The sequence below is a fragment of the Streptomyces sp. NPDC056503 genome (assembly GCF_042794995.1).
Classification (GTDB): domain Bacteria; phylum Actinomycetota; class Actinomycetes; order Streptomycetales; family Streptomycetaceae; genus Streptomyces.
Map to the genome: position 1 here is coordinate 24559 of NZ_JBHTST010000037.1, position 24623 is coordinate 49181.

27 protein-coding genes are annotated in these 24623 nt (G+C 72.8%); 12 read left to right on the top strand and 15 right to left on the bottom strand.

Annotated features, from left to right (window positions below):
* Positions 1-129: 129 nt before the first annotated feature.
* Positions 130-1152 carry a LacI family DNA-binding transcriptional regulator gene (locus ACFQ8C_RS14080; protein WP_383456254.1) on the bottom strand — a complete coding sequence of 341 codons (1023 nt, stop codon included), beginning with the start codon at positions 1150-1152 and terminating at the stop codon, positions 130-132.
* 148 nt (positions 1153-1300) lie between these two features.
* Between ACFQ8C_RS14080 and ACFQ8C_RS14085 the strand changes: the two genes are divergently transcribed.
* Genes ACFQ8C_RS14085 through ACFQ8C_RS14100 form a run of 4 tightly spaced genes read left to right on the top strand, consistent with a single transcriptional unit; the run spans position 1301 to position 6778 of the window.
* Entirely contained in the window at positions 1301-2605 is a 1305-nt protein-coding gene (locus ACFQ8C_RS14085; protein WP_383456257.1) for an ABC transporter substrate-binding protein, read from the top strand.
* Complete coding sequence (locus tag ACFQ8C_RS14090; protein ID WP_383456260.1) at positions 2602-3570, top strand: carbohydrate ABC transporter permease; 969 nt, start codon at positions 2602-2604, stop codon at positions 3568-3570. The genes ACFQ8C_RS14085 and ACFQ8C_RS14090 overlap by 4 nt, the downstream gene beginning before the upstream one ends.
* Positions 3570-4388, top strand: coding sequence for a carbohydrate ABC transporter permease (locus ACFQ8C_RS14095; protein WP_383456263.1), 819 nt, complete (start codon positions 3570-3572; stop codon positions 4386-4388). Before ACFQ8C_RS14090 ends, ACFQ8C_RS14095 begins: the two co-directional genes overlap by 1 nt.
* An 8-nt stretch (positions 4389-4396) precedes the next feature.
* Positions 4397-6778, top strand: a complete 2382-nt coding sequence (locus ACFQ8C_RS14100; protein WP_383456266.1) for a beta-glucosidase — start codon at positions 4397-4399, stop codon at positions 6776-6778.
* A gap of 48 nt (positions 6779-6826) precedes the next feature.
* Here ACFQ8C_RS14100 and ACFQ8C_RS14105 read toward each other — a convergent pair whose 3' ends face one another.
* The 5 genes from ACFQ8C_RS14105 to ACFQ8C_RS14125 all read right to left on the bottom strand — a co-directional run bounded on the left by ACFQ8C_RS14105 (position 6827) and on the right by ACFQ8C_RS14125 (position 11134).
* Positions 6827-8092: an arginine deiminase gene (locus ACFQ8C_RS14105; protein ID WP_383456268.1), complete on the bottom strand. Its 1266-nt coding sequence runs from the start codon at positions 8090-8092 to the stop codon at positions 6827-6829.
* A gap of 36 nt (positions 8093-8128) precedes the next feature.
* A complete protein-coding gene (locus ACFQ8C_RS14110; RefSeq protein WP_383456270.1) occupies positions 8129-9589 on the bottom strand; it encodes a basic amino acid/polyamine antiporter in 1461 nt (486 codons plus the stop codon).
* Positions 9590-9840: 251 nt separating this feature from the next.
* Positions 9841-10059: a hypothetical protein gene (locus ACFQ8C_RS14115; protein ID WP_383456273.1), complete on the bottom strand. Its 219-nt coding sequence runs from the start codon at positions 10057-10059 to the stop codon at positions 9841-9843.
* A gap of 77 nt (positions 10060-10136) precedes the next feature.
* Complete coding sequence (locus tag ACFQ8C_RS14120) at positions 10137-10574, bottom strand: VOC family protein (RefSeq protein ID WP_383456275.1); 438 nt, start codon at positions 10572-10574, stop codon at positions 10137-10139.
* Between the two features lie 104 nt (positions 10575-10678).
* Entirely contained in the window at positions 10679-11134 is a 456-nt protein-coding gene (locus ACFQ8C_RS14125) for a hypothetical protein (RefSeq protein WP_383456278.1), read from the bottom strand.
* A gap of 52 nt (positions 11135-11186) precedes the next feature.
* Here ACFQ8C_RS14125 and ACFQ8C_RS14130 point away from each other — a divergent pair, with 52 nt between their 5' ends.
* On the top strand, positions 11187-11636 hold the full coding sequence (locus ACFQ8C_RS14130; RefSeq protein WP_383456281.1) for a MarR family winged helix-turn-helix transcriptional regulator: 450 nt from the start codon (positions 11187-11189) through the stop codon (positions 11634-11636).
* A gap of 202 nt (positions 11637-11838) precedes the next feature.
* On the opposite strand, the gene ACFQ8C_RS14135 is transcribed toward ACFQ8C_RS14130, so the two are convergent.
* Both ACFQ8C_RS14135 and ACFQ8C_RS14140 read right to left on the bottom strand, forming a co-directional pair.
* On the bottom strand, positions 11839-12480 hold the full coding sequence (locus ACFQ8C_RS14135; RefSeq protein WP_383456284.1) for a response regulator: 642 nt from the start codon (positions 12478-12480) through the stop codon (positions 11839-11841).
* Positions 12468-13601, bottom strand: a complete 1134-nt coding sequence (locus ACFQ8C_RS14140; protein ID WP_383456287.1) for a sensor histidine kinase — start codon at positions 13599-13601, stop codon at positions 12468-12470. The genes ACFQ8C_RS14135 and ACFQ8C_RS14140 overlap by 13 nt, the downstream gene beginning before the upstream one ends.
* A 172-nt stretch (positions 13602-13773) precedes the next feature.
* Between ACFQ8C_RS14140 and ACFQ8C_RS14145 the strand changes: the two genes are divergently transcribed.
* The 3 genes from ACFQ8C_RS14145 to ACFQ8C_RS14155 all read left to right on the top strand — a co-directional run bounded on the left by ACFQ8C_RS14145 (position 13774) and on the right by ACFQ8C_RS14155 (position 14924).
* Complete coding sequence (locus ACFQ8C_RS14145) at positions 13774-14346, top strand: RICIN domain-containing protein (protein WP_383456290.1); 573 nt, start codon at positions 13774-13776, stop codon at positions 14344-14346.
* A gap of 162 nt (positions 14347-14508) precedes the next feature.
* The gene (locus tag ACFQ8C_RS14150) at positions 14509-14688 is read left to right on the top strand and encodes a hypothetical protein (RefSeq protein WP_383456293.1); all 180 of its coding nucleotides are present in this window, start codon (positions 14509-14511) and stop codon (positions 14686-14688) included.
* Positions 14685-14924 carry a hypothetical protein gene (locus tag ACFQ8C_RS14155; RefSeq protein ID WP_383456296.1) on the top strand — a complete coding sequence of 80 codons (240 nt, stop codon included), beginning with the start codon at positions 14685-14687 and terminating at the stop codon, positions 14922-14924. The genes ACFQ8C_RS14150 and ACFQ8C_RS14155 overlap by 4 nt, the downstream gene beginning before the upstream one ends.
* A 39-nt stretch (positions 14925-14963) precedes the next feature.
* Here ACFQ8C_RS14155 and ACFQ8C_RS14160 read toward each other — a convergent pair whose 3' ends face one another.
* The 5 genes from ACFQ8C_RS14160 to ACFQ8C_RS14180 all read right to left on the bottom strand — a co-directional run bounded on the left by ACFQ8C_RS14160 (position 14964) and on the right by ACFQ8C_RS14180 (position 19253).
* Entirely contained in the window at positions 14964-16865 is a 1902-nt protein-coding gene (locus tag ACFQ8C_RS14160; protein WP_383456299.1) for a rhamnogalacturonan lyase, read from the bottom strand.
* 410 nt (positions 16866-17275) lie between these two features.
* The gene (locus ACFQ8C_RS14165; protein ID WP_383456302.1) at positions 17276-17797 is read right to left on the bottom strand and encodes a hypothetical protein; all 522 of its coding nucleotides are present in this window, start codon (positions 17795-17797) and stop codon (positions 17276-17278) included.
* Positions 17743-18003, bottom strand: a complete 261-nt coding sequence (locus ACFQ8C_RS14170) for a hypothetical protein (RefSeq protein WP_383456305.1) — start codon at positions 18001-18003, stop codon at positions 17743-17745. Before ACFQ8C_RS14170 ends, ACFQ8C_RS14165 begins: the two co-directional genes overlap by 55 nt.
* Positions 17981-18229, bottom strand: coding sequence for a hypothetical protein (locus ACFQ8C_RS14175; RefSeq protein ID WP_383456307.1), 249 nt, complete (start codon positions 18227-18229; stop codon positions 17981-17983). Before ACFQ8C_RS14175 ends, ACFQ8C_RS14170 begins: the two co-directional genes overlap by 23 nt.
* A gap of 199 nt (positions 18230-18428) precedes the next feature.
* Complete coding sequence (locus ACFQ8C_RS14180) at positions 18429-19253, bottom strand: SDR family NAD(P)-dependent oxidoreductase (protein ID WP_383456309.1); 825 nt, start codon at positions 19251-19253, stop codon at positions 18429-18431.
* 147 nt (positions 19254-19400) lie between these two features.
* On the opposite strand from ACFQ8C_RS14180, the gene ACFQ8C_RS14185 reads away from it, so the two are divergent.
* Positions 19401-19976 carry a TetR/AcrR family transcriptional regulator gene (locus ACFQ8C_RS14185; protein WP_383456312.1) on the top strand — a complete coding sequence of 192 codons (576 nt, stop codon included), beginning with the start codon at positions 19401-19403 and terminating at the stop codon, positions 19974-19976.
* A 657-nt stretch (positions 19977-20633) separates the two neighbouring features.
* Here the strand turns inward: ACFQ8C_RS14185 and ACFQ8C_RS14190 are convergent.
* On the bottom strand, positions 20634-21074 hold the full coding sequence (locus tag ACFQ8C_RS14190; RefSeq protein ID WP_383456315.1) for a phage tail protein: 441 nt from the start codon (positions 21072-21074) through the stop codon (positions 20634-20636).
* Positions 21075-21279: 205 nt separating this feature from the next.
* On the opposite strand from ACFQ8C_RS14190, the gene ACFQ8C_RS14195 reads away from it, so the two are divergent.
* Both ACFQ8C_RS14195 and ACFQ8C_RS14200 read left to right on the top strand, forming a co-directional pair.
* Positions 21280-21675, top strand: coding sequence for a GNAT family N-acetyltransferase (locus tag ACFQ8C_RS14195; RefSeq protein WP_383456317.1), 396 nt, complete (start codon positions 21280-21282; stop codon positions 21673-21675).
* Positions 21676-21737: 62 nt separating this feature from the next.
* Positions 21738-22085 carry a hypothetical protein gene (locus ACFQ8C_RS14200; RefSeq protein WP_383456320.1) on the top strand — a complete coding sequence of 116 codons (348 nt, stop codon included), beginning with the start codon at positions 21738-21740 and terminating at the stop codon, positions 22083-22085.
* Between the two features lie 87 nt (positions 22086-22172).
* Here ACFQ8C_RS14200 and ACFQ8C_RS14205 read toward each other — a convergent pair whose 3' ends face one another.
* Positions 22173-23258 (bottom strand): GlxA family transcriptional regulator, encoded by a 1086-nt coding sequence (locus tag ACFQ8C_RS14205; RefSeq protein ID WP_383456323.1) that lies wholly within the window; start codon positions 23256-23258, stop codon positions 22173-22175.
* Between the two features lie 139 nt (positions 23259-23397).
* On the opposite strand from ACFQ8C_RS14205, the gene ACFQ8C_RS14210 reads away from it, so the two are divergent.
* Entirely contained in the window at positions 23398-24321 is a 924-nt protein-coding gene (locus ACFQ8C_RS14210) for an NADP-dependent oxidoreductase (protein WP_383456326.1), read from the top strand.
* The last annotated feature ends 302 nt before the right edge of the window (positions 24322-24623 follow it).

The following is a 24623-nucleotide window of genomic DNA, read 5'->3' on the forward strand; positions in this document are numbered from 1 at the left end:
GTACGTGTTCCCGATGTCGGGATCGCCGTACGCGACGGGCGGGGCCGCCCCGGGCCGCCTCCCGGTGCGTACCCGAAACACTTTCGGAGGGTCGCGCCCGACCCCCGGCGCCCCCTCGGCGGGTGCCGGCTACCCGCCGTCCGCCGGCGGGGCCGTGCTGTTCCTGACCACGAGGCTGGTCGCCAGCTCCAGGCGGGTCACCGAGGGTTCCCCGGCGCGCAGGCGGAGCAGCATCTGCACCGCCTCCTCCCCCATCGCGCGCAGCGGCTGATGGACCGTCGTGAGGGCGGGGCTCGACCAGCGGGCGATCATCACGTCGTCGTATCCGACCACGGAGAGGTCCTCGGGGACGCGCAGCCCGCAGACCCGGGCCGCCTCCAGGACGCCCAGCGCCTGGAGGTCGCTGCCCGCGAAGATCGCGGTGGGGCGGTCCGGCATCCGCAGGAGTTCCATGGCGTGCCGGTAGCCGCCTTCGACGTGGAAGTCGCCGAAGCGGAGGAGTGAGGCGTCCGGGGAGATGCCGGCCATGTTCAGGGCGGACCGGTAGCCGTCGAGGCGGGCCAGGGAGCAGAGCATGTCCTCGGGGCCGGTGATGATGCCGATGCGGCGGTGGCCGAGGTCGACGAGGTGGCGGGTCGCGGCGACGCCGCCGGACCAGTTCGCCGAGCCGACGGACGGCACGTCCGGTTCGGGGTCGCCGGCGGGGTCGACGATCACGAACGGGATGGACCGCGCGCCGAGCTGGCGCTTGACGGCGTCGGGGAGGGAGGAGAACACCAGGACCACGCCGATGGGCCGGCGCTGGAGCACCCCCTCGATCCAGTCCGGGGCGGGGGCGTGCCGGGTGCCGCTCTCCGTCAGGACCACGCTCGCCTGGTGCGCCTTGGCGAGGTTCTCCACTCCTCGGATCAGCTCCATCGACCACACGCTGTCGAGCTCGTGGAAGACGAGTTCGATCAGCGGCGCCTCACCGGCCGCGCGGGTGGTGCGCCGGTAGGCGTGCGCCTCCAGCAGGCGCTCGACCTTGCCGCGTGTCACCGGTGACACGTCCTGTCGGCCGTTGAGGACTTTCGAAACTGTCGAAAGCGACACGCCGGCCTTCTGGGCGACCTCCGCGAGCGTGATCCGCCGTACGTCCTCGTCTTCTCCCATCTGCGCAGCATAGGGCACACCCCCCTGGCGACGACTGGTCACGCTTTGGTAACTCGCCCCCGGAGGGTTGACCGGTCCGCCGCTCGACCCTAGCGTCCCCGGCATGAAGTTTCGGAAACATCACCGAAACTCTTTCGAAAGGTGGGCGATGAAGCGACACAGTCAGCTGCTGAGGAACGCTGTCGTCGGTGGGGCGTCGCTGGCCATGACCCTCTCCCTGGCCGCCTGCGGCGGCTCCGGCGAGGCGTCCGGCGACTCCGACACGATCCACGTGCTGGTGTACGGGGACGCGACGAACAAGGTGGAGAAGCAGCTCGTCGACACCTTCAACAAGACCTCGAAGGTGAAAGCGGTCCTCGACACCATCCCCGGCGCCGACTACCAGTCCAAGCTGCAGACGATCATCAGCGGCAAGCAGGCGCCGGACGTGTTCTTCAACTGGGGCGGCGGCAGCATCAAGCCGTACGTCGACGCGGGCCTGCTGATGCCGCTCGACGACTTCATCGCCAAGAGCCCGGACCTCAAGTCCTCCTTCCTGCCGTCGGTCTTCAACACGGCGGTCGTCGACGGCAAGCCGTACGGGATCCCCATGCGCGGCACCCAGCCCGTCCTGCTCTTCAGCAACGACAAGGTCCTCGAGGACGCCGGCGTGACCGCCCCGCGCAGCTGGGACGAGCTGCTGGCCGCCGTCACGGCCCTCAAGGCCAAGGGCGTCACCCCGATCGCCCTGGGCGGCGGCGACCGGTGGCCGACCCAGATGTGGTTCCAGTACCTCTACGACCGGGTGGCCGGTCCCGAGCTCTTCCAGAAGGCCGTCGGCGGCGACAAGGAGGTGTGGGCGAGCGCCGACAGCAGGAAGGCGCTGGGGATGCTCAAGGAGCTGATCGACGCCGGCGCCTTCGGCACCAACTACGACTCGGTGAAGTTCACCGACGGCGGCTCCCCCGCCCTGCTCGCCACCGGGAAGGCCGCCTTCGAGCTCATGGGCTCGTGGGAGTACTCCACCCTCCAGGACGCCCACCCCGACTTCGTCAAGAACGACCTGGGTTACGGCGCCTTCCCGACCGTCGCGGGCGGCAAGGGCGACCCGGACAACGTCGCGGGCAACACCAACAACTTCTACTCGGTGCTCAAGACCACCCGGCACCCCGAGGCCGTCGCCGAGTTCCTGAAGCTCATGTACTCCGACGAGTTCGTCAAGGCGCAGCTCGCGGTCGGCAACCTGCCCACGACCACCAACACCGCGAAGTTCCTGGACGGTTCGGCCAACCCCGCCTACTCGACGTTCCAGTACGACCTGGTGAAGAAGGCCCCCGCCTTCCAGCTCTCCTGGGACCAGGCCTTCCCCCCGGCCGCCACGACCACCCTCCACCAGGCCGTCCAGCAGTTCTTCAACGGACAGATGGACACCGACGCCTTCATCGCCGCCATGCAGAGCCTGCCCGCGGCATGACCACCGGAACAACCGACATGACCACTGCCACAGCCCCCGCCGTGGACAGCGTGGAGAAGCCCGGGACCGGACGGCGGCCACTCCGCCCCGGCACCGGTGTGGGCCGCCCGGGCTTCGCCTGGGCGGCGCCCGCCGCCGTCTTCTTCGGCCTGTTCGCCCTCGTCCCGCTCGCCCTGGTCGTCGTGCTCTCCTTCACCCGCTGGAACGGCCTCGGCTCGCCCGAGTTCGCGGGTCTGGAGAACTGGAGCAAGCTGCTCGACGACCCCGTGATGATCAAGAGCCTCTGGCTGAGCCTGCTCCTCACCGTCCTCGGCGTCCTCGTCCAGACGCCCATCAGCATCCTGCTCGGGGTATGGGCGGCCGGCCGGCAGCGCAACCGCGCCGTCCTCTCCGCGATCTACTTCGTCCCGCTGCTGCTCTCCATCACCGCCGTGTCCGTCCTGTGGCGGGCCGTGCTGGACCCCAACTTCGGCGTCCCCTCCCAGGCGAAGTGGCTGTTCGGCGACGGCAACCTCTTCGGCGTGCAGGCCGGCGCCCTCGGCGTCCTCGTCTTCGTGAGCACGTGGCAGTTCACCCCCCTGCACACCCTGCTCTACCAGGGCGCCGCCCGGGCCATCCCCGAGGTCCTCTACCAGGCCGCCCAGATCGACGGCGCCGGCCGGTACCGCCGGTTCTTCCACATCACCCTGCCGCAGCTGCGCAACACCGTCGTCACCTCGACGGTCCTGATGGTGGTCGGCGGACTCACGACCTTCGACACCGTGCTGATCCTCACCCAGGGCGGACCGGGCACCGACACCACGAACAGCGCCTACTACATGTACCAGAAGGCCTTCAAGAGCTTCGACTTCGGAGCGGCCTCCGCGATCGCGCTCCTCCTCGTCCTCGTCGCCACCCTCGTCTCCCTCGTCATGGTCAGGGTCAGCGGATACGACAGGATGCGCAGCACCATGGAGGGCGTCTGATGCGGAAGCGCCCCCACTACCTCGCCGGGTTCGGCTCGCTCGTCTGGCTCTTCGTCGTCGGCCTGCCGCTGTACGTCATGCTGCTCGCCACGTTCCGGAGCAGGGCGGACTACGCGGCGAACGGGCCCCTCGGACTCCCGGGGAGCCTCACGCTCGACAACTACGTCAACGACCTCCAGGGCGGCTTCGCGCAGTACTTCCTCAACACCGTCGTCGTCACCGTCTCCGTGGTGGCCATCGTCCTGGTGCTCGTGCCGCCGCTCGCGTACGCCATCGTCCGCGGCGACGGCAAGGCCACCGGGAGGGTCTTCCGGCTCTTCCTGCTGGGACTGGCCATCCCGTCCCAGGCGGTGATCGTGCCGATGTTCTACCTGATCAACGAGGCCGGCCTGTACGACAACCTGCTCGGCGTCGTCCTGCCGACGGCCGCCTTCGCCATGCCCGTCTGCACCCTGGTCCTCTCCGGTGCCATGCGGGACATCACTCCCGAGCTGTACGAGGCCATGACGATCGACGGGGCCTCCCCCTGGAGGATCTTCCGCGGGCTGGTGCTGCCCCTGTCGAAGGGCGGCCTGTCGACGGTCGTCGTCTTCTCCTCGCTCCAGGCCTGGAACGGCTTCCTGTTCCCGCTCGTGCTCACCCAGTCCACGGAGAACAAGGTCATCACCATGGGCCTGTACGACTTCCAGACGGAGCACGGCGTCGACATCCCCGGCCTCCTCGCGGCCGTGGTCCTGTCCATGCTCCCCATCCTGATCGTCTATCTGTTCGCCCGTCGCGCCCTCGTACAGGGGCTGATGGGAGTCGGAGGAAAGTGACCGACAACGTGGCACCAGAGCCCCAGTCCCCGCTCCCCGTCTGGAACGACCCCCGGTTCGACACGGAGGCGCGCGTCGACGCCCTGGTCGGGGCGATGACGCTCGGGGAGAAGCTCGCCCAGCTCTTCGGCGTCTGGGTCGGGGCGTCCGACGAGGGGGCCGAAGTCGCCCCGCACCAGCACGACATGGAGGAGGCGGTCGACCTCGACGCGCTCCTCCCCGCCGGGCTCGGCCAGCTCACCCGCCCCTTCGGCACCGTCCCCGTCGACCCCGCGCTCGGTGCCCTCTCCCTCCTGCGGACCCAGCGGCGCGTCGCCGCCGCCAACCGGTTCGGCATCCCCGCCGTGGCCCACGAGGAGTGCCTGGCCGGATTCGCCGCCTGGGGGGCCACCGCCTACCCGGTCCCCCTCTCCTGGGGAGCGACCTTCCACCCGGAGCTGGTGCGGGAGATGGCGGCCGCCATCGGCGGGGACATGCGCGCCATGGGCGTGCACCAGGGCCTGGCCCCCGTCCTCGACGTCGTACGGGACGCCCGCTGGGGGCGCGTCGAGGAGACCATCGGCGAGGACCCGTACCTCGTCGGGACCCTCGCCACCGCCTACGTCCAGGGGCTGGAGTCCGCGGGCGTCGTCGCCACCCTCAAGCACTTCGCCGGCTACTCGGCGTCCCGTGCGGGCCGCAACCTCGCACCGGTCGGCATGGGCCGCCGGGAGCTGGCGGACGTGATCCTGCCGCCGTTCGAGATGGCGGTCCGGGAGAGCGGGGTCCGGTCGGTGATGCACGCCTACACCGACACCGACGGCATCCCCTCCGCCGCCGACGGGGAACTGCTCACCGGCCTGCTCCGCGACACCTGGGGCTTCACCGGCACCGTCGTCGCCGACTACTTCGGCATCGCCTTCCTCAAGACCCTGCACGGCGTGGCCGGCACCTTCGGCGAGGCCGCCGGAGCGGCGCTGGCCGCCGGCGTCGACGTCGAGCTGCCGACCGTGAAGACCTTCGGCGGCCCGCTCCTCGACGCCGTCGGGAAGGGCGAGGTGGATCCGGCCCTCGTGGACCGCGCGCTGCGCCGGGTGCTCGCCCAGAAGATCGGACTGGGTCTGCTGGACCCCGGCTGGAGTCCTGTCCCCGCCGCGCTGGAAGGCGCGGACCTCACGGCCCCGGAGAGCCTCCGCGGCACCATCGACCTCGACCCGGCCGCGAACCGGGAGCTGGCCGCACGGGTGGCCGAGCAGGCGGTCGTCCTCCTGCGCAACGACGGCACCCTCCCGCTCGACCCGGGCGCGCCCCGCCGGATCGCGCTGATCGGCCCCAACGCCGACGACCCGAAGGCCGTCCTCGGCTGCTACTCCTTCCCGGTCCACGTCGGCGGGCAGCACCCGGACGCCGCCCTCGGCATCGAGCTGCCGACCCTCCGCGACGCGCTGCTGGCCGAGTTCCCGTCCGCGGAGCTGGTCTCGGCCCACGGGTGCGGCGTGGACGACCCCGACACGTCGGGCTTCGCCGAGGCCGTCGCGCTCGCCCGCGACGCCGACCTCGTGATCGCCGCACTCGGCGACCGGGCCGGCCTCTTCGGCCGCGGCACGAGCGGCGAGGGCTGCGACGCGGAGTCCCTGGCCCTCCCCGGCGTACAGCAGGGGCTCCTCGACGCCCTGCTCGACACCGGCACACCGGTCGTCACCACGCTGCTGGCCGGACGCCCGTACGCGCTGGGCCGGGCGACCGCCGAAAGCGCGGCGATCCTCCAGGCGTTCTTCCCCGGCGAGGCCGGCACCGCCGCCGTCGCGGCCGTCCTGAGCGGGCGGACGAACCCCAGCGGCCGACTGCCGGTCAGCGTGCCGCGCCACCACGGCGCCCAGCCGTCCACCTATCTGGCCGCGCGCCTCGGCCGGGCGAGCGAGGTCTCCAGCATCGACCCGACCCCGGCCTACGGCTTCGGGCACGGGCTGACCTACACCACCTTCGAGTGGACCGACCTCGCCGTCGAGCACGACGCGGCGCCCACGGACGGCGCGTTCGCCCTCGCCCTCACCGTCCGCAACACCGGCGCCCGGGCCGGTACCGAGCTCGTCCAGCTCTATCTCCACGACCCGGTGGCCTCCGTGGTCCAGCCCGTCCAGCGTCTCGTCGGCTACCACCGGCTGGACCTCGCCCCGGGCGAGAGCGGGCGCCTCCGCGTCACCGTCCCCGCCGACCTGGCGTCCTTCACCGGCCGTGACGGCGCCCGCCGGGTCGAACCCGGCGACCTGGAGCTCAGGTTCGCCGCGTCGAGCACCGACCTCCGGCTGACGGCCCGCGTCACCCTGACCGGCGCGGTACGCGCACCGGACCACACGCGTCACCTGCACGCGGTGTTCGAGTCCCGGACGGAGGCCGCGCCCGGGGCCTGAGCGGCCGGGGCCTGAGCCGCCGGGCGTCAGGCCCCGGTCGGTGGCCGCTCAGAAATCGACCGCGTCCCGGATCAGGGGGCAGGTCATGCAGTGGCCGCCGCCGCGGCCCCGGCCGAGCTCGGCGCCGACGATGGTGACGACCTCCACCCCGGCCTTGCGCAGCAGGGTGTTGGTCTGGGTGTTGCGGTCGTAGGTGAAGACGACGCCGGGTTCGAGGGCGACGGCGTTGTTGCCGCTGTCCCACTGCTGGCGTTCGGAGGCGTACGCGTCGCCGCCGGTCTCGACGACCCGCAGCTTGGCCAGGCCGAGGGCCTTGGCCACGACGTCGACGAAGGGGGTGGTGCCCTCGTCGGTGATCTCCACGCCCGGCGCTCCGTCTCCGGGCCGCAGGGAGAACGTGTGGACGGCGTCCATGATCGTCGGATAGAGGGTGACGAGGTCGCGGTCGGCGAAGGTGAAGACGGTGTCGAGGTGCATGGCCGATCGCAGCCGGGGCATGCCGGCGACGACGACGTGCTCCGCGGCGCCGTTGCGGAACAGGGAGGCCGCCACCTGGGTGATGGCCTGGCGGGAGGTGCGTTCGCTCATCCCCATGAGGACGACGCCGTTGCCGACGGGCATGATGTCGCCGCCCTCGAAGGTGGCCCGGCCCCAGTCCTGTTCGGGGTCGCCCCACCAGACGGTGGCGTCCTCGAAGTCGGGGTGGTGGGTGTAGACCGCCTTCATCAGCAGGGTCTCGTCGTGGCGGGCCGGCCAGTACAGCGGGTTCAGGGTCACGCCGCCGTAGAGCCAGCACGTGGTGTCGCGGGTGTAGAGCGTGTTCGGCAGGGGCGGCATCAGGTACTCCCGGGCTCCCACGCCCTCCCGGGCCAGCGCCGCGTATCCGGACCGGAAGTCGTCCGGCAGGTCGGCGGTGGACAGTCCGCCGACGAGGAACTCCGCCAGCGCCCGGGGCGCGAGGGAGTCGAGGAACGCGCGGGTGTCGGCCACGAGCCCGAGTCCGACCTCGTTGGCGGTGATCTTCCGGTCGAGGAGCCACTCCCTGGCCGCGGGGATGGCCATGGTCTCGGTGAGCAGGTCGTGCAGTTCGACGACCTCGACCCCGCGCTGGGTCAGCTTGTTCACGAAGTCGGCGTGGTCGCGCTGGGCGTTCTCCACCCACATCACGTCGTCGAAGAGCAGGTCGTCGGAGTTGGTCGGGGTCAGTCGGCGGTGGGCGAGCCCCGGCGAGCAGACGAGGACCTTGCGGAGCCGTCCGACCTCGGAGTGCACACCCAGCGCGGGCTCGGCGGGACTGGAGTCGCTGGTGGTCATGGTCAGCCTTTCTGGTGGCGCCGGACTTCGGTGAGGTCAGAGCTCGATCCAGCCGGCCGCCAGGGCGACGACGCCCACGACGGCCCCGGCGACGGAGACGGCGCAGATGACGGCCTCCTTCGGGGAGAAGAGGCGACGGTTCTGCTCCCTGCGGGTCTGCACGAAGAGGAAGGTGGCGGGGGCGTAGACGAGGAAGGAGACGAGGACGAACTTGAGGCCGGCGGCGTAGAGGAGGAAGGCCGTGTAGAGCGTGGCGACGACGGCGACGACGAGTTCCCGGCGGGTCGCCCGTCCCGTCGCCTTCTCCTGTCGGGGCCTCAGGGCGATCTTCACCGCGAAGCCCGCGGCCAGCAGGAACGGGATGAGGCTGAGCGCGCTGGTGAGGTCGAGGGCGAAGTTGAACGCGTCGTCGGAGAAGGCCGTGACGACGAGGACGACCTGGCTCAGGGCCGTGGTCAGCAGGAGGGCGGGAACGGGGACGTCGTCTCCGCTGGACCGGCCGAGGAAGCGCGGCATGTCCCTGTCCTTGGCCGCGACGAACAGCACCTCCGCCGCCATCAGCGTCCAGGCCAGGTACGCGCCGAGCACCGAGACGATCAGTCCGACGCTGACGAAGACCTTGCCCCAGGTGCCGACGGCCGCCTCCAGGACCCCGGCCATGGACGGCTGGCGGAGCTCGGCGATCTCGCTCATCGGCAGGATGCCGTACGACACGATGGTGACCGAGGCGAAGATCGCGAAGACGCTCAGGAAGCCCAGGACGGTCGCCCGGCCGACGTCCTCGCGGCGCTTGGCGTGGCGGGAGTAGACGCTGGCGCCCTCGACGCCGAGGAAGACGAAGACCGTGGCCAGCATCGTGCCGCGGACCTGGTCGAAGAGGGAGCCGGCGTAGTCCGCGCCACCGAAGTTGTCCGCGAACACGGACGGTTCCAGGAGGAAGAGCGCCAGGACGACGAAGACGACGATGGGAACGAGCTTGGCGACGGTCACGATCCGGTTGATCGCCGTCGCCTCCTTCACCCCGCGCCGGATGAGCAGGAAGAAGCCCCACAGCCCCGCCGAGGACAGGACGATCGCGAGGGCCGTGTCGCCGTCGCCGAGGGCGGGGGCGACGGCGCCGACCGTCGACATGATGAGCACCCAGTAGGTGACGTTGCCGACGCACGCGCTCGCCCAGTAGCCGAAGGCCGAGAAGAAGCCCAGGTACTCGCCGAAGCCCGCCTTGGCGTACGCGTACACGCCCGCGTCCAGGTCGGGGCGGCGCACGGCGAGGGTCTGGAACACGAACGCGAGCATCAGCATGCCGACGCCGGCGACGGCCCAGGCGATCAGCGCTCCCGCGACGCCCGTCTCCTGGGCGAACCGCCGGGGCAGCGAGAACACCCCGGCGCCCACCATGGAGCCGACGACCATCGCGGTGAGGGTGACCAGGGTGAGCTTGGCCGCCGGTGGCGCTCCCCCGGCAGCGGTCCCGGCACTGCTCTCGGCCTGGGTCATGCCCCACCTCGCCGTGCTCGATCCGACGACGGGCCCCGCACGGACGGCCCGGCGCTCGACGACACGCCCTTCTTCACGAAGACCCCCATCCCAGGAACGGACACGCGGCGGCGCCCGCGGCGCCCCGCCAGGATGAGAACCTATCCGAGCTCCGTCCGTTTTATTCGGATATGGGCGGTTCATCATCAAGGGGGACCGCCGCGGTGGCGCACGGTCGGCCGCGGACCGATACTGCGGCCGACCCGCGGGCGCTACCCGAACAACGGGAAGTTCCGGCGGTGCTCCGGTTCGCCCGGCGCCGCGGCACGGTCGCCCGCGCTCCCGCCGGCGGGGGCGGCGCACCGCTCCTCCGGTTCCCGGTGGGCCGGGCGGACGGCACCGCCCTCGCGGACGCCGCCCGGGAGGGAACCGTCGCCCCGGGGGACCTCCTGGGCGCAGGTCGGGCAGACGGGGGTGGATTCTCGGGTCATGCGGGGCCTCCTCGGCGTGGATGCGTACCTGTCACGGGGAACAACGCCCGGACGGCCCCTTCGGTATCTCCCGGACGTCAGCCGATCTGTTCGGCCAGGGCGAGGAGGATCCCCGAGGGACCCCGGAGGTAGCAGAGGCGGTAGATGTCCTTGTACCGCGCCACCTCGCCGACCAGTTCGGCACCGTGGGGGCGCAGGCGGGCGAGGGTGTCGTCGAGGTCGTCGACGGCGAACATGACCCGGTGCAGGCCCAGGGTGTTCGGCGGGGCGTACGACCCGTCGCCGACCGCCGCGGGCGCGTGGTACTGCGCGAGCTCCAGCTTGCCGTGGCCGTCCGGGGTCCGCATCATCGCCATCTCGCTGCGGACCCCGTCGATTCCGACGGCCTGGTCCGCGAAGAGGCCCTCGATCTGCGCCCTGCCCTCGACCTCCATGCCCAACTCGGTGAAGAAGGCGACGGCGGCGTCCAGGTCCTCGACGATGATGCCGACGTTGTCCATCCGCTGAAGAGTCATGTCCGTTCTCCCTCTGCTTCGCGCGGCCTTCGAGACCACCGGTATACCGGGGACGGGGCCGGCGACCCGGTCTCGACACCGTTCTCGGCGGTTTCGGCAAGGTTCTACGCGCGCGGGCGCGAGAGGATCGAGTGGGCGTGGGTCCAGATGGCCGCCGGGTCGTACGTCTCCGCCTGCCAGGTGGTCGAGGCCAGCGACCCCCGCCCGTGGTAGGCGCGCATGATCGCGACGTGCGGGGGCCAGCCGACGAAGGCGCGCAGGGCCGCCTCGTCGCGCCAGACGGCGACGGAGCCCACCCGGCGGCCCGGCTGCCGCGTCCAGAGCCACATCCCGTACGCGCCCTCCAGCTCGGTCCACCGCGCCGCCAGGGTGCGGGCGGCGCGGTGGACTCCGGGCAGGTCGGAGATCCGGTCCGGCCGGAAGTCGGTGACGCTGACGAGGACCGGGCCGACGGGGGCGGCGGGACGCGGGAGCGCGCCGGGTGTCCAGGAGGACCTCAGCACGCGGGCGCGCGGACGCCGCGGCCGGTCCGTTCCGGGCCCTTCGGGATTCGTATGCATGCGCTTACGATCTGCTCGGGCGTATGATTTGTCAACGGGTATTTTCGTGCCCATGTCCGAGAACGCAACGCCCCGCGAGGAGCCTCGCCCCGACCTCGCCGCGATGGTCGTACCGCTCGGCCGCGCCCTGATGGCCGCGGAGCGGCCGGTGCTCGACGCCCACGGCCTGACCATGTGGGGGTACGCCGTGCTGCTCCACCTCGACGAGGCCCCCATCCGCACACAGGCCGCACTCGCCGAGGCCGTCCGCGCGGACAAGACCCGGATCATCCCCGTGCTCGACGACCTGGAGGCGCGCGAGCTGATCCGCCGCGTGCCCGACCCCCAGGACCGCCGGGTACGCCTGCTGTCCCTCACCGCCGGGGGGCGCCGGCTGCGGGACACCGTCCAGGCCGCCGTCCGGCTGAACGAGGAACGGCTGCTCGCCCGCCTGCCCCGCGCGGACCGGGAGGGGTTCCTGAGATCGCTGCGGGCCCTGGCCGAGGCCACCGGGACGGGCTGAGCCGCCGCGCCGACGGCCGCGGCGGGCGGCGGCGTCCTCGGGGAGGAGGGACTCGACGGCCGGTCAGAACGCCACCCGGACCGTCAGGCCGCCCCCCTCCGGATCGGCGGTGGCCGTCGCCTTCGCCCCGTGGGCCCGGGTCGGCCTCAACGCCCCGTACGGACACCGGACTTCCGGGGCGGGGTCGGTACCCGGAGGGGGTTCACGCCCCCTCGTGGGCCCAGCCGTCCTCGCGCACCCGGTGGGCCAGGTCGGTCTTCGTGAAGGTGGGTCTGCCCGCCTGCTGGTACTTGTCCTTGACGCGGTCGAGGTAGTACTTGGCCGTGTGCGGGCTGATGCCGGTGCGGCGGGCGGTGGCCTTGAGGGTAAGGCCCGAGGCGTAGGCGAGCAGGATCTCGATCTCCTTGGGCGAGAGACGCGGACGGGCCGGTCCCTCGTCGTGGGCCCAGGCGAAGGCCAGCTCGGGCGAGTGCGCCGTGCCGCCCGCGGCGACCTCCTCGACGGCCCGCACCAGGGCCGGCAGGTCGTGGTCCTTGGTCAGATAGCCGTCGGCGCCGGCCATGACGGCCTCGACGATCCGCCGTCGGTCCGCCACGGTGCTGATCACCAGCACCCGCGCACCCGTCGCCCGGACCCGCCGGATGTTGTCGGCCGGGTCGGACCCGTCCCGCAGCAGCAGGTCCAGGAGGACGACGCCGAACGGCCCTTCGGCGGCGAGCAGCGCGTCCACGGTGTCGGCCGTGGCGGTCAGGCGCAGGCCCGGAGCCTCGCCCAGCCACGCCCGGAGCCCGTCGAGCAGCATCCGGTCGTCGTCGACGACCGCCACGTCGATCACCCCGGCCATCGCAGCTCCACCCGTGTGCCCTCCCCCGGCGCGCTGTCGACGTCGGCCGCGCCGCCCGCCTCCCGCATCCGCCCCCGCACCGAACACCGCAGGCCGAAGCCTTCCGCCGCGGCCTCCGGGTCGAAGCCCGCCCCGCGGTCGACGACGGTCACCAGGAGGGCGTGCCCCTCCCCCTCGGCCCGCCCCGTCACGGTGACGTACGCGTGCGACGTACCGGAGTGGCGCAGCACGTTGTTCAGCGCCTCCGTCGTCGCGTCGGCGAGGGCCGAGGCGGCCCGCGCCGGCAGCTCCGGGACCGCGTGGTACTGGGCGCTGATCCGCAGCCCGAGGCTCTCCGCCGACCGTACGGAGGCCTCCAGCGCCACCGCCGTGCCGGGTACGGGAGCGCCGTCGGCCTGCTGCTGGACGAGCCGCCGCAGATACGCGGCCTCCCTGGCGCACCGCTCCCTCACGGGCTCCGCCCCGGGATCGGCCCTGCCGCTCGCGATCGCCGTGAGCGTGGCCAGCACGGTGTCGTGCAGCGCCCGGTGGTGGGCGACGCGTTCGGCGAGCTGGGCCTGGCGGGCCTCGGCGGCGAGTGCCTGCGCGGTCGCCTCGTCCAGCAGGGAGCCCTGGCGGCGGAGGTACCACCAGAAGACGGCCGCCAACACGGCCGAGGAGACGATCGAGTTGAGGTTGCCCGCGATCACGCCCGCCTCCGCGCCGGTCAGCCGGTAGCCGACCGCGTGCACCAGGCACAGGCCGACGACGACGCCCGCGACCACCGTCCGCCGGGGGAAGGTCACGGCCGCCACCGCACTCGCCGAACCGCCCAGCATCATCGCCCACGCGACCTCGGCGGTCGACGCGCCACCGAGGCCCACGACGAACGGCAGCGCCCCGCCGACCACGACCACGTCGGCGACCGCCGGGCCTGCCGCGAACCAGCCGCGGCGCCTGGCCACGCCGAACACGGCGACGCTGCCGGTCAGCGCCGTCGCCAGCGCCAGCCACGCCAGCGGCCGGTGCCGCTGGTGCTGGGCGACCGCGACCACCCCGGCCGCGAGATGGCTGGCCCGGTACAGCCCCGTCGCCAGGATCATGAACCGCTGGGCTCGCTGGAGCCCCGATCCCAAGCTCACCGCGCGCCTCCCCATGCACGCCGTTCCCTCCGCACACAACCCCCCTGAACCGGCGGTACAGCCGCTCCCCCGTCCGCCCGTAGCTTTCTGGTCGGCACCTCCGGCGACGAGTCATCAGATCATCGCCGGGCACCCCGTGCACGTCGGAAACCGGACAGAGAAGGAAGCCACAGTGGCTCGAACCGCTCGCGCAGGAATCCTGGTCTCCGTACTGGCGTCCCTGTTGGCCGTGCTGATGCCCGGCACGGCCAACGCCGCCGATCCGCCGATCAGTTACACGACATCGCTGCGCAACGCCGCCATCTACGAGATGCGCGCCTCGTACTCCTGGCAGTGCATGGACGTGCGCGGCGGCTCCACCAGCCCCGGCGCGATCATCCAGCGCTACGACTGCAACGGCAAGCTGCACCAGCGCTTCTACTTCACTCCGAGCGGGACGCCGGGGCTGTTCACCATCGGCACGCTGGGCCGGTACTGCATCGGCGCCAACCTCACCCCGGGCCCCGACTACTACAAGACGGTCGTGACCGGCTACTGCCAGGGCCCGGGCCAGCTGTTCCGCTGGGTCGACCAGGGCAACAACCACTGGGAGATCGTCGAAGCCCAGACCGGTCTCTGCCTCCACGACACCGGCCGGCGCAACCCGGTGGAGCTCCGCGCCTGCGGCACCATCACCGAGCCGTACCCGAGCCTGTGGACGCCCCGCTACCACACGCGGTACGACTACGGCAGCATCTGGGGCTGACCCCCGAGGCGAAGCCCCGAGGCGGGCCGGAGCACCCCTCCGGCCCGCCCTTCCGGCGAGCCGACGCGAAGCGGGGGTCGCGGGCGCGAGTCCGCGCAACCGGACGGCTCGCGGCGGCGTCCCTCCGCACGTCGCGGGCGGACGGTGGACCACGGGGTGCCGGTGGCGGGACCCCGGTCCTTCGGCCGTCCGGCGGCCGGCGGCTTCGCCCACGGCACGGGGCGGCCTTCCACCACCGTCTACGGCTGTCCGGTCGGCCTCCGCGACCGCAAGGAGGTCCGGACCCCCGGAGAGGACTTCCCGGTCTGTCACCTGGACGACCGCCGGAGGCTCGTGCCGTGAACACCGTGGTGGACACCCTGGTCGAGAAGGCCGGGGACTGGTGGCCCGTCGCCCTCGTCATCGCGTGCGTACTCGCCCCGCTGTCATGGCGGCGCGCCCGCGCGGGCCTCGACCTCCTGGCCCACCAGATGGAAGCGGCGGTCGACCTGTCGATCGGAGGGCTCCACGAGCGGACGGAGATCCCCCGTCAGGCCGACGGGGGCAACCTCCTGCACCTCTTCCGCAAGGGAGCGTGAGGGGAGCGCGCGGAAGGCCGCCCCCTCGCCGTGCGGCGGTCAGGGGGTGTAGACGGTGGGGCGCGGCGGTGTGGGCATGCCGGCGCCGATGACGAAGCCGGGGTGCGGGGGCTGGTTGTAGGCGGTGTTCTGCCAGGCGAGAGCGGTGCGGTACTGGGTGTCGTGGAGCAGGGTGGTGATCCTGGTGCCGGTCTGGTGCGGCGTCGAGTAGACGCGCAGGGCGCTGTTGTCCGACGTGCGCCAGACGACCTCCTCGCGCCAGTCGCCGAGGAGGTCGCCGGAGAGGGCCGGGGTGGCCTTGGTGGTGTTGTTGGAGGAGACGCCCGAGCCGGTGAGGAGGCGGGTGTCGCCGGAGGTGCCGTACTTGTCGATGCGGGTGCCGTCGAGGAGTTCGCGGACGGTGTCGCCGTCCCACCAGGACAGGAAGTTGACGCTGGAGGGCTCCCGGCCGAGGGAGGCGCCGCTCGCGGAGCGCAGGGTGGTGTCGGAGGCCGACCACGCCTCGGCGCCGGGGCTGCCGGCGTAGATGTCACCGGCCACGCCCCTGCCGTTGTCGGCGCCCGAGGCCGTCTGCCACAGGATCTGGCCGGTGCGGGCGTCGGCCAGCCAGGATCCGGGCTTGCTCTTGTCCTCGGAGACCTTGAAGTACTCCAGGCCCGGCCGGGACGGGTCGAGGTCGCCGACGTGGCCCGCGTCTCCGTGGCCGAGGCGGGTCGTCCAGAGCCCGGCGCCGTTGTCGTCGACGGTCATCGCGCCGTAGACGATCTCGTCCTTGCCGTCGGCGTCGACGTCGGCGATCGAGAGGGCGTGGTTGCCCTGGCCGTCGTACCCCCTGCCGACGTTGGTGGAGGAGTTGGTGTCGAAGGTCCAGCGGCGGGTGAACCGCCCGTCGCGCCAGTCCCAGGCGGCGATGACGGTACGGGTATAGTAGCCGCGGGCCATGATCAGGGAGGGGCGGGCGCCGTCCAGGTAGGCGGTGCCGGCGAGGAAGCGGTCGACGCGGTTGCCGTAGGAGTCGCCCCAGGAGGAGACCGTGCCGCGGGCGGGGACGTAGTCCACCGTGCCCATCGCCTTGCCGGTCCGCCCGTCGAACATGGTCAGGAACTCGGGGCCGGAGAGGACGTATCCGCTCGCGTTGCGGTGGTCGGCGGCGGAGTCGCCGACCACCGTGCCGGTTCCGTCGCGGGTGCCGTCGGCGGTCTTCATGGCGACCTCGGCCCTGCCGTCGCCGTCGTAGTCGTACACCTGGAACTGCGTGTAGTGCGCGCCGGAACGGATGTTGCGTCCGAGGTCGATCCGCCACAGCCGGGTGCCGTCGAGCCTGATGCCGTCGACGATCGTGTTGCCGGTGTAGCCGGACTGGGAGTTGTCCTTGGCGTTGGTCGGCTGCCACTTCAGCACCAGGTCGAGCCTGCCGTCGCCGTCGAGGTCACCGGTGCTGGCGTCGTTGGCCTCGTACGTGTACGCCACGCCGTCCGGTGTCGTGCCGCCGGCGGGTGGCGAGATCGGCACGTCCAGGTACCCGGAGCGGAACTTCAACGCCCCCTCGGAGGGCGGCTGTTCGACGCCGTCGACGACGGCGCGCACGGTGTAGTCGGCGGAGTCCGCGGCCCCGGCGTCGAGGTAGTTGGTCGAGGCGGTGACGGGGGTGGGGGTGACCTTCGTACCGCCCCGGTAGACGTTGAACGCCACGTCGTCCGGGTCGGTGGCGAGCCAGCGCCACGAGACCAGGTTCCCGCTTCCGGTGGCGGTGCTGGTCAGTCCGCGGTCGAGGCGCTCCACCTGGCGCGCGGTGGCGGCGTGCGCGGTCTGCGGCAGCACGACGAGCGCGGAGACGGCCAGCGCGGCGGCCGTGACGCCGCGCATCAGCCTGCCCCTCGACCGCCCTCCCGTCCGGAGGGGCGGCGGGAGGGGGCGGGGACTCCGGTGCGGGGCGGACATGACGGCCTCCGTGACGTGGGGGTGCGCGAGGGTGCGTGGGGGTGGTGCCCGTGGGACGACAGGGCGGCGCGACCACCCCGGGCGGAAGGGCCCGCCCCGGACGGGCGGATGCCCACCCGAGAGGATGTGGGAACGCTCCCATACGGTGCGAGCGTAGGAACGCGCTGACGTGGGGTCAAGAATCCTGTCGCGTCTTGTTGTTCGCCGGTGTCGGTATTCGTGACTTTCCCTCGGGCGGGGTGCCCGACCGATCAGGAGGGCGCACCCGACGCCCCGACACGCCCCTCGCGCGTCGGGGCAGGGGCGCGCGAAGCAGCCGAGGCTACGCGCGGACGCGGGGGGACGCACGGGACGCACGGGACGCACGGGACGCACGGGACGCACGGGACGCACGGGACGCACCAGGAGGGTCACACCTCGGCGGAGACGGCGGCGTTGCACGGTTCCGCCGCGATGACGAGGACGCCGGGCTCCTCGTCCGTCGGCGTGGAGGCGCGGCGGATGCGCGGCTCCCACGCCTCCGGCCAGGCGGTCGAGGCGTTCCAGCGGACACCCGCGAGGACCGCCCCTTCGAGGCGGGCCTGCCGCAGGTCGTCCCCCGTGAAGTCGTTGCTGACCGTCCGCACGATCGACACCGCCCGGGAGAGGTCCTGGGCCTTGACCCATGCCTGGTCGAGGTCGTCGGCGAGGTCACGGGTGACCATCTCGGGGTCCGTGGCGCCGCTGGGGTCGGCGAGCATCGGGGCGAGTTCCTCCCTGAGGAGCCGCCGGGCGTTGTGCACCGCCCTCAGCAGCGGAGCCGCATGGATCTCCAGGGACTCCCGTACCGCACGGAGGTAGTCCGAGGCAGGGGTGCCGGCCGGCGGCGTGTTCCCCGTCAGGTGCCCCGCCTGTTCGAGGAGGGACTCCAGGCGGTGGACCGAGGCGTGCACACGAGTCCCGGCGCGCACATCTGCGTGAAGGCGTCCTGGGCGGCGTCCTGGGCCGCCGCCCAGGACGCGCCGTTGAGGAGGAGGAACCTGACCAGGGCCGGGTACTGCTCCTCGTGGAGCGCCTCGGCGAGCCGGCGTCCCGGTAACGCGACCGGGGACTCCCTGGGCGGCGCCGTGGTGACCTCAGTACCGGTGGCCTCCTCCATGGTGCCCACCCCCGTTCAGGCGGGGGGCCGCTTGGACGCTTCGGTCCTCCGTGTGCTCCTGGAACGCCCCCCACGGGAGGGTGTGGCGCACGCGCTCGGTGATACCGGCGTCCGCGATCCGGGCCAGCTCCACTCTGGCGCCGAGCCTGTAACGCATGATCTTCACCACGCCGCTCATGATGCTGACGAGAACGGTGGTGACCGCCCCCGCCACGACCGGGTCCACTCCGCCGTCTCCTCTCTCTCGCCTCCGGACTTCCGCCGCCACATGGTGCCGACGTTGCACAACAGTGCTCCAGAGCAAGGGAGTTGTGACATTCCGCAGGTCAGACGGCGCTCACGGGCGGGGGCGGGGGGCGGGAGCGGGGGGCGGGAGCGGGGGGGGCGTAGAGGGTATGCCGCGCCGAAGGGGGCGCGTGGGGTTCTCAGGCCGCGCGCTCCGGCTGCGCGGTGGCGGCACCGGCGCCGGAAGGGGTCAGGACCTTGCGGGTGACGCGCTCGGCGACGGCGGCGACCAGGGTCCGGGGCCGGCGCGGAGTCAGGTGCGCGGTCAGGGCGTTGCCGAATCCGGGGGCGACGTAGCCGCGGTCGCGGTCCAGCGCGCGCAGGGCGGCCCGGACGACGGGCTCCGGGGTGGTCATGGAGCCGGTGACGGCCGCGTTCCGGGTGCCGATGGTCTCGAAGAAGGCGGTCTCGACGGGGCCGGGGCACAGGGTGAGCACGCGGATGCCGCGGCGCCGGTACTCCTGGCGCAGGGCGAGGCCGAAGTTCAGCACGAAGGACTTCGACGCGCCGTAGACGGCGAAGTAGGGGGACGGCTGGAAGGCGGCGTTGGAGGCGACGTTGACCACCGCGCCGCGGCCGCGCTCCAGCATGCCGGGCAGCAGCTCGTGGGTGAGGTCGACGAGCGCGACGACGTTGACCATCAGCTGGTCGTGGTCGCGGGCCCCGGAGATCTCCTCGAAGCGGCCGCACGTGCCGAAGCCGGCGTTGTTCACCAGCAGGTCGACGGTGAGGCCGCGGGCGGCCAGCTCGCCGGCGACGCGGCGGGCGGCGTCCGGCTCGGCGAGGTCCTGGACCAGGACGTGGGCGCGGACGCCGTGCGCGGCGGTGAGGCGTCCGGCCAGCGCGGCGAGGCGGTCGCCGGAGCGGGCCACCAGGACCACGTCGTGCCCGCGGGCGGCGAGCTGCTCGGCGAACTCCGCGCCGAGGCCGGACGACGCGCCGGTGATGAGGGCAGTGCTGCGCATGAGTTCCTCCGTCAGACGATGACACGGCAACTGGGATACGAGAGTACCTCTTCTTCGACTAACTGCAACATGAATGTCGCAGATTGAGTGCGCAGTGCATCTCCGATGTACTGTGGGGGGTGGGTAAACGGCCTGCTAGGAGGCACGATGGGCGAGAAGGCGACACCACCTCTGCGGGCGGACGCGGAGCGCAGCGTCCGCGCCATCCTGGAGGCGGCGGAGCGGGTGCTCGCCGAGGATCCCGGCGCGTCCATGGAGCAGGTCGCCGCGGCCGCGGGGGTGGCCCGGACCACCATCCACCGGCGGTTCGCCAACCGGCAGGCGCTGATCGAGGCGCTCGCGACGTCCGCGGCGCGCCAGCTCGCCCAGGCGGTGGACGACGGCCGGCCGGACACGGCACCGCCGCTGGTGGCGATGCACCGGATCACGGCCAACGTCCTCCAGGTCAAGGGCGCCTGGACGTTCGCCCTGGGCCTGTCGGAGGACCCCGAAAGCGAGGCCTTCGCCCTCCAGCAGGACATCGCCCACCGCTGCGTCACCGTCCTGCGACGCGCGCAGACCGACGGGCTCATCGACGAGGCGGCCGACCTCGACTGGATGCGCCGGGTCTACTACGCGCTCATCGGGGAGTCGCTGCACGGCAACACGGACGGCGCCGACCCCGACACCCTCGCCGCGCGCATCATCGACACCCTGTTGCACGGCGCCGGGCCACGCCGCTGATCCGGCCCGCCGGCCGTCGTTCCCCCTCCGCCGACGCTCGCACCGTACGGGGGGTCATCCCTCCCCCGAGCTCCCCGTACGCGGGCCCTTCACCGAGCCCGACCCCCTTGAGGCGGCGTCTCCCCCTCCTCGCCGCCCTCCACCCGGGAAGCCGCTCCGGCGGCCGCCGCCCGCTCCGCCCTCAACGCCGCGCGCGCGGCGGCGGCCTTCCGCTGGATCTCCTCCGTCAACTCGCGCACACGAGCCGCCCGCTCCGCGCCGGTCAGCCCCGTGAGACCCAACCGCGCGTCCCGTTCCTCCTGAGACACGACATCCCCTCCCCTCGGCCACTTCTCGCCCCATCATGCAGGGCCGCGGGGACGCACGTCATCGACCTGAAGTGGCTTACGGCGAGGCGGTGTTGCAGGCCCAGGCGGGTCGATCGGCCGGTCGGCCGGCCGGTCGACCGACCGGTCGGAGTCGCGTCGGCGCGGTCACGCGAGGCCGGCGTGCTGCACCGGGCCCGCCCACACGCGGCCGACGCCCCGAAGCCCACGCCTCGGATCCCGAAGAAAGGACGACGTCCCGACACCGTCGCACCGGCGAGGGGCTCGGGCGCCTCCAGGCACGCCCGGACCGCGCCGGCGGCGACAGGAGCGGCCGGACGGAACCCGACTGCTACTCGACGGTGATGTCCTCGTAGGTGATCGTCACCTGCTCCGTCGCGGGCCCGGACTCGGAGGCTCCCAGCGACGGCCCCTCCCAGCGGGACGCCCAGGCGTTGCTGAGGTGAATACGGCGGACGGTCTGCTTCCTCGCGTCCTTCAACGCGATCGTGATGTCCTGTCGGGCGCCGTCGAGGTCGGCGTTGACCAGGGTGGCCTTGATCCAGTCGGTGAACGCGGTGCTCTTGTCCATGCCGCGGGTGATCGTGATCTCGCCGGTCCTGCGTGCCCCCGGCTGCTTGCGCACGAGCAGTTCACCGGTCGGTGAGACCTGCCGGACCTCCACCACGTCCTGCTCCAACTGGAGTCCCGAGACGCTCTGGACGGTCTCGACCTGGAACTTGCCCAGTTCGATGGCGAAGGTACTGCTGCTGAAGCTGTCACCGGTCAACACGATGTACGCCTCCCACTGCTCATGACTGGATGGCCGGCGGTCGTTCCCTCCGGCGCGCTACGCGAGTACCAACGCCGCAGGTGAACAGAGGGCACAAGAACCGCCGGACAGGCCCCGGACGGGGGATCGTCGGCCTGCCGCTCCGTCGGGGCCCGGCTCGGCGCCTGCCGGGGCCCGGTCGCCGCCGGAGTACTAGGTTCGGGCCATGACGATCACGTACGAGTGGCGGGGCGACGTCGACAACCCGACCCTCAACGAGCTGCACGCCGAAGGATTCGGGTATCCGGTCGGGAAGACGGACTGGCGGGCGAGGCTTCTGCGCCACAGCCTCGGCTGGGTCTGCGCCCGGGACGGTGATCGCCTGGTGGGCTTCGTCAACGTCGCCTGGGACGGCGGACTCCACGCGTTCGTCCTGGACACGGTCGTCGCGCCGCGCTGGCGTTCACGCGGAGTCGGGTCCGCGCTGATCGGCGCGGCCGCCGAGGGCTGCCGGGCGGCGGGGTGCGAGTGGCTGCACGTCGACTTCGAGGAGCACGTGCGGACGTTCTACTTCGAAGCCTGCGGTTTCAGGGAGACGGCGGCAGGACTCATCGCGTTGTGAACCCTTACGGACCGACCGCCGCTGCGGGTGGCGGCGGAGCCGGGGCCGAGCAGGTGGCCGGGATGCCCGCCGTCCCGCGTCACCGGGCGGCGGCGCCGGCCGCGGTGGCGTCGCACGTCGCCCGCGTGCCGGTGCGGCCCTTCCCGGTCCCCGGCCCGAGCGGTACGGATCCCTTCACCCGCGCCGTCCAGCACCTGGCCCTGCGGGCGACGCCGCTCACGTCCCCCGCGCCCGAGGCGACCCTCGGGCCCCTCGGACGCGTCCTGGCGACCGCCGGCCGGCACCACGCCCTGCCCGTCCTGGCCCGGCTCGTGCCGGAGGCGGTGGAGGCCGTCCACGGCATCGCCGTGGTCCACCTCGGTGCCGCCGGTGGCGACGGCCGGCGGTCACGCCCCTCCGGCCCTCGGTGACGCCCCTCCGGTCGCCGGACCGGCGACCCGGTGACCGCGCCGGGAACCCGGCCGCCTACCGGCGCGTCACCCACCGGTGGCCCTTGATCAGGCCGTTCGTTCCGGTGCCGTGACGGGGTCGGAGGCGCCGAACGCCCGGCGGTAGGCGGCGGGCGAGACGCCGAAGGCCGTCCGCATGTGGGCGCGCAGGGAGTTGCCGGAGCCGATGCCGGCGCGGTGGGCCACGAGGTCGACGGGGAGGTCGGTGGTCTCCAGAAGCTGTCTGGCCAGTTCCAGGCGCTGTGCCGTGAGCCACTGCACGGGGGTCATCCCGACCTCGTCGCGGAAGCGCCGGGTGAAGGACCGCAGGCTCATGCGGGCGTGTTCGGCGAGGCGGGCGAGGGTGAGGGGCTCGTCGAGGCGTTCGAGGGCCCACGCACGGGTTTCGGTGGTGCTGGCCAGGGTCGGCTCGGGCACGGGGCGGTCGATGAACTGGGCCTGCCCGCCGTCGCGCCAGGGCGGTACGACGCACATGCGGGCCGCCCGGTTGGCGGCCGCGGCGCCGTGGTCGCGGCGGATGATGTGCAGGCAGAGGTCGACGCCGGCGGCGACGCCGGCCGAGGTGAGGACGTCGCCGTCGTCGACGAAGAGGACCTCCTCGTCGACCTTGACCCGGGGGTACGCCTGACGGAACTCGGGGGCGAGGTTCCAGTGCGTGGTGGCGGGGCGCCCGTCGAGCAGCCCCGCGGCGGCGAGCACGTACGAGCCCGAGCAGATGGAGACCAGACGGGTGCCGGGCCGGATTCCGGCGATGGCGGCGGCGAACTCGGGGGGAAGCGGGCCGCCGCGGCCCAGCTCCGGCATGGCGTGGGTCGGCGGGAGGACCACGGTGTCGGCGGCGGCGAGCGCCTCGGGGCCCGCGGCCGGCTGGACGACGAATCCGGCGTCGCTCAGGACGGGGGCGCCGTCGGCGGTGCAGACCGTGACCTCGTACAGGGGGCGGCCCCCGGCGTCCTCGGCGCTGCCGAAGACGCGGGACGGGATGCCCAGCTCGAAGGGCGGCACACCGGGGAGGGCGAGCACCGCGACGCGGTGGGCGGGTGCGTCCGCCGCACTCCCGGTCCGCTCGGTCCGCCCGGCCTGTTCGGTCCGCCCGGTCGTCTCGGTCTTCTCGGTCTTCTCGGTGTCGGTCATGGTCGGGGCCTCCTGGCCAAATCCTGTCACATAGTGGCCAGCGGGCCAACACCGGACGACGGCGGAAGGCGCGATGGTGGACGGGTCGCCGCCGGAAGGGATCCGGTGGACACCGACGGTGAGAGAACGAGGAAAGAACATGCGTGCGATGGTCGTGGAGCAGTGGGGCGGACCCGAGGTGCTCGTCGAGCGCGAGGTGGAGCGCCCCGTACCCGGCCTGAACGAGGTCCTGGTGCGGGTTCACGCGGCCGGTGTGAACCCGGTGGACTGGAAGACCCGGGCGAGTGGCGCGCTCATCGCGTGGGACGCCCTGCCGGTGGTCGGCTGGGACGTTTCCGGCACGGTCGAGGCCGTGGGACCGGGCGTCGGGGTCCTCCGTCCGGGTGACGAGGTCTTCGGGATGCCGCTGTTTCCCCGGCAGGCGGGCGGCTACGCCGAGTACGTCGTGGCGCCGGCCCGCCACCTCGCGCCGAAGCCGGCGTCGCTGAGCCACGTGGAGGCCGCGGCCCTGCCGCTGGCCGCGCTGACCGCCTGGCAGGCGCTGGTCGACGCGGCGCGGGTGCGGCCGGGCGAGCGGGTGCTGGTGCACGCGGCGGCCGGCGGGGTGGGGCACCTGGCGGTCCAGATCGCCAAGGCGCGCGGGGCGTACGTGATCGGCACGGCGAGCGCGGCCAAGCACGAGCTGCTCCGGGAGCTCGGTGCGGACGAGGTCCTGGACTACCGCGAGGTCCGGTTCGAGGACGCCGTGTCCGACGTCGACGTCGTCCTCGACGCGCTCGGCGGGGAGACGGCCGAGCGTTCGCTGAAGGTGCTGCGGGCGGGTGGCCGGCTCGTCACCCTGCCGGGGCCGGACGACGTCCCCGCCGCCCCCGAGGGCGTGCGCGCCTCCTGGGTCCTGGTCGAGCCCGACCACCTCGGTCTGCGCGAGATCGCGGCGCTGGTGGAGCGGGGGGCGCTGCGTCCTGTCGTCGACACCGTGCTGCCGCTCTCCGAGGCGGCGAAGGCCCACGAGCTCGGGGAGCGGGGGCGTACGACCGGCAAGATCGTCCTGTCGGTGGTCTGACGCCCGTCCGCCGGTCCGCCCGTCCGCCCGTCCGCCCGTCCGTCCGCCCGTCCGCCGGCCTTCCGCGCCGGCCTCCGCCCCGCCTTCCGTACGCCGCCGGTCCGCCCGTCCGTCCGCCACCCGCCCGTCCGCCCGTTCACCCGCCGTCCAGCCGCCCGTCCTTGCCGGGCCGCCCTGAACGGCGGCCGGTGAGGGCGGGCGGACGCGTTGTCAGTGGCGCCGCATAGTGTCGTGCTCCTACCGCAGTTCAAGGGGCGCTGTGCCCCTGGTTCCGGCTGCGTGGACGAGTGACGTACGGGTGG

What these genes read in the sequence shown, in the direction of transcription:
- ACFQ8C_RS14130 (WP_383456281.1), top strand. Translation starts at nt 11,187, where the DNA reads ATGTCCGAGAACGCAACGCCCCGCGAGGAGCCTCGCCCCGACCTCGCC.
- ACFQ8C_RS14080 (WP_383456254.1), bottom strand. Translation starts at nt 1,152, where the DNA reads ATGGGAGAAGACGAGGACGTACGGCGGATCACGCTCGCGGAGGTCGCC.
- ACFQ8C_RS14085 (WP_383456257.1), top strand. Translation starts at nt 1,301, where the DNA reads ATGAAGCGACACAGTCAGCTGCTGAGGAACGCTGTCGTCGGTGGGGCG.
- ACFQ8C_RS14180 (WP_383456309.1), bottom strand. Translation starts at nt 19,253, where the DNA reads ATGCGCAGCACTGCCCTCATCACCGGCGCGTCGTCCGGCCTCGGCGCG.
- ACFQ8C_RS14210 (WP_383456326.1), top strand. Translation starts at nt 23,398, where the DNA reads ATGCGTGCGATGGTCGTGGAGCAGTGGGGCGGACCCGAGGTGCTCGTC.
- ACFQ8C_RS14125 (WP_383456278.1), bottom strand. Translation starts at nt 11,134, where the DNA reads ATGCATACGAATCCCGAAGGGCCCGGAACGGACCGGCCGCGGCGTCCG.
- ACFQ8C_RS14105 (WP_383456268.1), bottom strand. Translation starts at nt 8,092, where the DNA reads ATGACCACCAGCGACTCCAGTCCCGCCGAGCCCGCGCTGGGTGTGCAC.
- ACFQ8C_RS14115 (WP_383456273.1), bottom strand. Translation starts at nt 10,059, where the DNA reads ATGACCCGAGAATCCACCCCCGTCTGCCCGACCTGCGCCCAGGAGGTC.
- ACFQ8C_RS14160 (WP_383456299.1), bottom strand. Translation starts at nt 16,865, where the DNA reads ATGTCCGCCCCGCACCGGAGTCCCCGCCCCCTCCCGCCGCCCCTCCGG.
- ACFQ8C_RS14195 (WP_383456317.1), top strand. Translation starts at nt 21,280, where the DNA reads ATGACGATCACGTACGAGTGGCGGGGCGACGTCGACAACCCGACCCTC.
- ACFQ8C_RS14090 (WP_383456260.1), top strand. Translation starts at nt 2,602, where the DNA reads ATGACCACCGGAACAACCGACATGACCACTGCCACAGCCCCCGCCGTG.
- ACFQ8C_RS14095 (WP_383456263.1), top strand. Translation starts at nt 3,570, where the DNA reads ATGCGGAAGCGCCCCCACTACCTCGCCGGGTTCGGCTCGCTCGTCTGG.
- ACFQ8C_RS14135 (WP_383456284.1), bottom strand. Translation starts at nt 12,480, where the DNA reads ATGGCCGGGGTGATCGACGTGGCGGTCGTCGACGACGACCGGATGCTG.
- ACFQ8C_RS14185 (WP_383456312.1), top strand. Translation starts at nt 19,401, where the DNA reads ATGGGCGAGAAGGCGACACCACCTCTGCGGGCGGACGCGGAGCGCAGC.
- ACFQ8C_RS14110 (WP_383456270.1), bottom strand. Translation starts at nt 9,589, where the DNA reads ATGACCCAGGCCGAGAGCAGTGCCGGGACCGCTGCCGGGGGAGCGCCA.
- ACFQ8C_RS14120 (WP_383456275.1), bottom strand. Translation starts at nt 10,574, where the DNA reads ATGACTCTTCAGCGGATGGACAACGTCGGCATCATCGTCGAGGACCTG.
- ACFQ8C_RS14200 (WP_383456320.1), top strand. Translation starts at nt 21,738, where the DNA reads ATGCCCGCCGTCCCGCGTCACCGGGCGGCGGCGCCGGCCGCGGTGGCG.
- ACFQ8C_RS14170 (WP_383456305.1), bottom strand. Translation starts at nt 18,003, where the DNA reads ATGGAGGAGGCCACCGGTACTGAGGTCACCACGGCGCCGCCCAGGGAG.
- ACFQ8C_RS14205 (WP_383456323.1), bottom strand. Translation starts at nt 23,258, where the DNA reads ATGACCGACACCGAGAAGACCGAGAAGACCGAGACGACCGGGCGGACC.